Source organism: Nguyenibacter vanlangensis (genome assembly GCF_013376155.1).
Classification (GTDB): domain Bacteria; phylum Pseudomonadota; class Alphaproteobacteria; order Acetobacterales; family Acetobacteraceae; genus Gluconacetobacter; species Gluconacetobacter vanlangensis.
This window is the reverse complement of sequence record NZ_JABXXP010000275.1, coordinates 1-3,687: the sequence shown is the minus strand read 5'-3', so window position 1 is coordinate 3,687 and position 3,687 is coordinate 1. Positions and strand designations below refer to the sequence as shown.

Here is a 3,687-nt window from a genome sequence, read left to right as displayed (position 1 = left end):
ACCGGCCGGCGGCCGACGCGCAGCACCATGCCCCCCGCGTGATAGGTACTGCGCCGATAGGCGCGCGCCGTCGGCACGTCGACGGGCCGGATGCCGGTCATGCGCCGCTCACCCCTCCTCCGTCTCGGCCTCGCCGAAGCGCGAATTGCGGTGCACCCATGCCGACAGCAGCAGGCCGAAGCCGAACATCACCGTCAGCATCGCCGATCCGCCATAGGAAATCAGCGGCAGCGGCACCCCTCCCACCGGGATCGCCCCCATCACCATCGACAGGTTGACCGCGCAATACAGGAAGAAATTGGTGGCGATTCCCAGCCCCAGCAGCCGGCCGAACTGGTTGCGGCTGCGCAGGGCGATCAGCATGCCGCCCAGGATCATCAGCATCAGCAGCCCGATCACCGCGATCCCGCCGACATAGCCCCATTCCTCGGCGATCATGGTGAAGATGAAGTCGGTCTGCTTTTCCGGCAGGAAATTCAACTGCCCCTGCGTGCCATGCAGATAGCCCTGCCCCCACATCCCGCCCGACCCCAGCGCGATCTTGGACTGGATGATGTTGTACCCGGCACCCAGCGGATCGCTCTCCGGATGCAGGAAGGTGGTGATCCGCGCCTTCTGGTAGTCGTGCAGATGGGCATAGACGATCTTGCCCAGGAACGGCACCGGCGCCAGCAGCAGCGCGATCTGCCAGATCCGCATCCCGGCGGCGAAGAAGATCGCCGCCCCGACCAGGCCGGTGATCACCGCGGTCCCCAGGTTGGGCTCCTTCAGCACCAGCCCGACCGGCAGCAGCACCAGCAGCGCCGGCGGCAGCAGATAGAGCGGATTGGCCATCTTGCGGTAATTGACCCGATGGAACCAGGTGGCCAGCACCAGGACCAGCGCGATCTTCGCCAGTTCCGACGGCTGGATCTGCATGCCGCCGACGATCAGCCAGCGTTCCGCCCCCTTGCCGACATGCCCCATCCGCAGCACCGCCACCAGCAACAGCATGGACAGGCCGTAAAGCGGCCAGGCCAGGCGCACCAGTACGCGCGGACTGGTCAGCGCCACGCAGACCATCATCACCAGCCCGATGGCGAAGCGGATGCTCTGCGGTCCGGCGAAGGGACGCGACGACCCGCCGGCCGCCGAATACAGCGCGCCGTACCCCACCCCCGCCAGGACGCAGATCAGCAGCACATACAGCCAGTTGACCTGCCAGAGCTTGGCCAGGATGCGGAAATTGGGCTCGGCGCGCAGCAGGCGCTTCTGAAAATTCATCTCCCCTCCGGCCCGCCTGAGCGCAGACTGCTCTACTCGATCTCGGCCACCACCTGGCCCGGCGGCTCCTTGCGGTTCGCCGGATCGCGCGTCAGGGCGTCGGTCATGATGTCGCGGGCCAGCGGCGCCGCCACGGCGGCGCCGGCATTGCCGTGCTCGACGACCACCGACACCGCATAGCGCGGCGCGTCGAAGGGCGCAAAGCAGATGAACAGCGCATGCGGCCGATATTCCCACGGCAGCGCCGAGGAATCGAAATGACCGCTCTCGCGCATGGCGCGCGACACCCGCCGCACCTGGGCCGACCCGGTCTTGCCGGCCATCTGGACGCCCGGAATGTCCAGCCGGGCCTTGGGCGCCGTGCCGTGGGGCTCGTTCACCACGGCGAACATGCCCTGCCGAAGCTGGTCCAGGAACGGGTCGGGCATCTCCAGCGCCGGCCAGTGCGCCGGATCGGTGCCCTCCACCAGCTTGCCGGAAACGGCACGGACCAGATGGGGCTGCACCGCCCGCCCGCTGGCGAGGCGCGAGACATAGGTCGCCAGTTGCAGCGGCGTGACCTGCACGAATCCCTGCCCGATGCCGCTGACGATCGTATCGCCGCCGTTCCAGTGCTGGCCGTGCGCCCGCCGCCATTGCGGCGTGGGGATCAGCCCCTGGCGGGCATGAGGCAGCTCGATGTCCAAAGACGTGCCCAGCCCGAAACTGTGGGCCGCGGCGGCGATCGCATCCATGCCCGTCCGGCGCGCGACCTCGTAGAAGAACACGTCGCACGAGAATTTCAGCCCGTCCCGCAGGGTCAGCGACCCATGGCCGTAGCGCGACCAGCAATGGAAGCGCGTGCCGCCCACGTCCAGATAGCCGGGGCAGAAGATCCGGTCGGCCGGCGACAGCGTTCCGGCCCGCAGCGCCGCCATCGCCACCGCGGGCTTGAAGGTCGATCCGGGCGGATAGACGCCGGCCACCGCCTTGTTGATCAGCGGCGTGCGCTCGTCATTGGTCCATTCGGCCCATTGCGCCTGGCTGACGCCGCTGTCGAACAGCGACGGGTCGAAGGACGGGTTGCTGACCATGGCCAGCACCTCGCCGTTGCGGCAATCCATCACGACCGCGCTGGCCGACTGGTCGGCGATCCGGCCCAGCACGGCCTGCTGCAACCCCGAATCGACGGTCAGGGTGATTTCGTCGCCCGGCTGGCCGTCATCGCGCGACAATTCGGCCATGACGCGCCCGACGGAATTGACCTCGATCTCCACCGCGCCCACCGTGCCGCGCAACTGCGCGTCCTGGGTCTGCTCCAGGCCGGCGCGGCCGATACGCATCCCCGGCAGCGCCATGGTCGCGTCATGAGCCACCTCTGCCTCGCCCGGCGGCGCGACATAGCCCACCACGTGCGCCAGCAACGGCCCGAACGGGTAATTGCGCGTGGTGCCCACGTCGATCACCACCCCCGGCAGCGACGGCGCGTTCAGCTCGATCCGCGCCATGTCGTCCCAGGACAGGAAATCGCGCAGCATGATCGGGATGAAACGCCGCTTGTGGCGCATCTCCCGCTCGATACGGGCGCGATCGCGGGGCTCGATCGGCAGCAGGGCGGAAAACCGGTCCAGCGTGCCCGGAATGTCGCTGGTCTCCTCCGGCAGCAGCAGTGCGCGCCAATTCACCTTGTTCGACGCCACGGCGATGCCGAACCGGTCGACCACCCGCCCGCGCGGCGGCGCGATCAGCCGGCGATTGACGCGGTTATTCTCCGCCAACCGGGCATAATGGTCGCCGTCGCGCACCTGCAGCTCATACAGCCGGTGCCCCAGCCCGCCCAGGGCCGCCATCTGCGCCGTCAGCACCACCAGCGCCCGGCGGGTAAAGACGCCGCGGGACGGGTTTTCGGTGTCGGGCCGCGACATCAGGCGGGGCATGGTCTTTCTGCGCCGGATCATCCGACCACCCGCTCAGAAACGCATCCCGGCGGCGCCGATCAGGCGCGCTCGGGATTCGCGACGGTGCGCGACATGGCCGTGAACAGCCCGTACAGAACCGGAAAGACCCCCATCCCCAGCGTCCACTGGAACCCGAACGCCGCCCCCGGCATCACCCGCAGCGACAGCGCGGAAACCAGCGCCCATTGCAATACGGTGCCGGCGGCCGACACCCCCCCGAACGCCAGCCACAGCGCCAGCACGTGCAGCCGCGCCAGCCCATAGCGCGCCGACAGCGCGACCCCATGGACGATCAGCAGCACCAGCAGCATGACCCCCGGCGGCCCGAACCCCAGCAGGTCGACCAGCAGCCCGCACAGGAAGACGGCCGGCGACGGCATCGAGGCCGGCCGGAAGATCGACCAGAAGAACACCGAGGACAGCACCACGCCCGGCAGCAGCTCGGCCTGCCCCGGCAGGTCGAGCGGCGCGGACAGCAGCAGGATGG

General features: G+C 68.9%; 3 protein-coding genes. All 3 read right to left on the bottom strand.

All coding sequences use genetic code 11. The features are described from left to right. Positions 1-108: 108 nt before the first annotated feature. Positions 109-1,263, bottom strand: a complete 1,155-nt coding sequence (gene rodA, locus HUK84_RS12285) for a rod shape-determining protein RodA (RefSeq protein ID WP_176640549.1) — start codon at positions 1,261-1,263, stop codon at positions 109-111. A gap of 32 nt (positions 1,264-1,295) precedes the next feature. Then, the gene (gene mrdA / locus HUK84_RS12280) at positions 1,296-3,200 is read right to left on the bottom strand and encodes a penicillin-binding protein 2 (RefSeq protein ID WP_176640548.1); all 1,905 of its coding nucleotides are present in this window, start codon (positions 3,198-3,200) and stop codon (positions 1,296-1,298) included. Between the two features lie 38 nt (positions 3,201-3,238). Beyond that, the coding region (locus HUK84_RS12275) for a hypothetical protein (RefSeq protein WP_176640547.1) at positions 3,239-3,687 on the bottom strand (449 nt) is incomplete at its 5' end.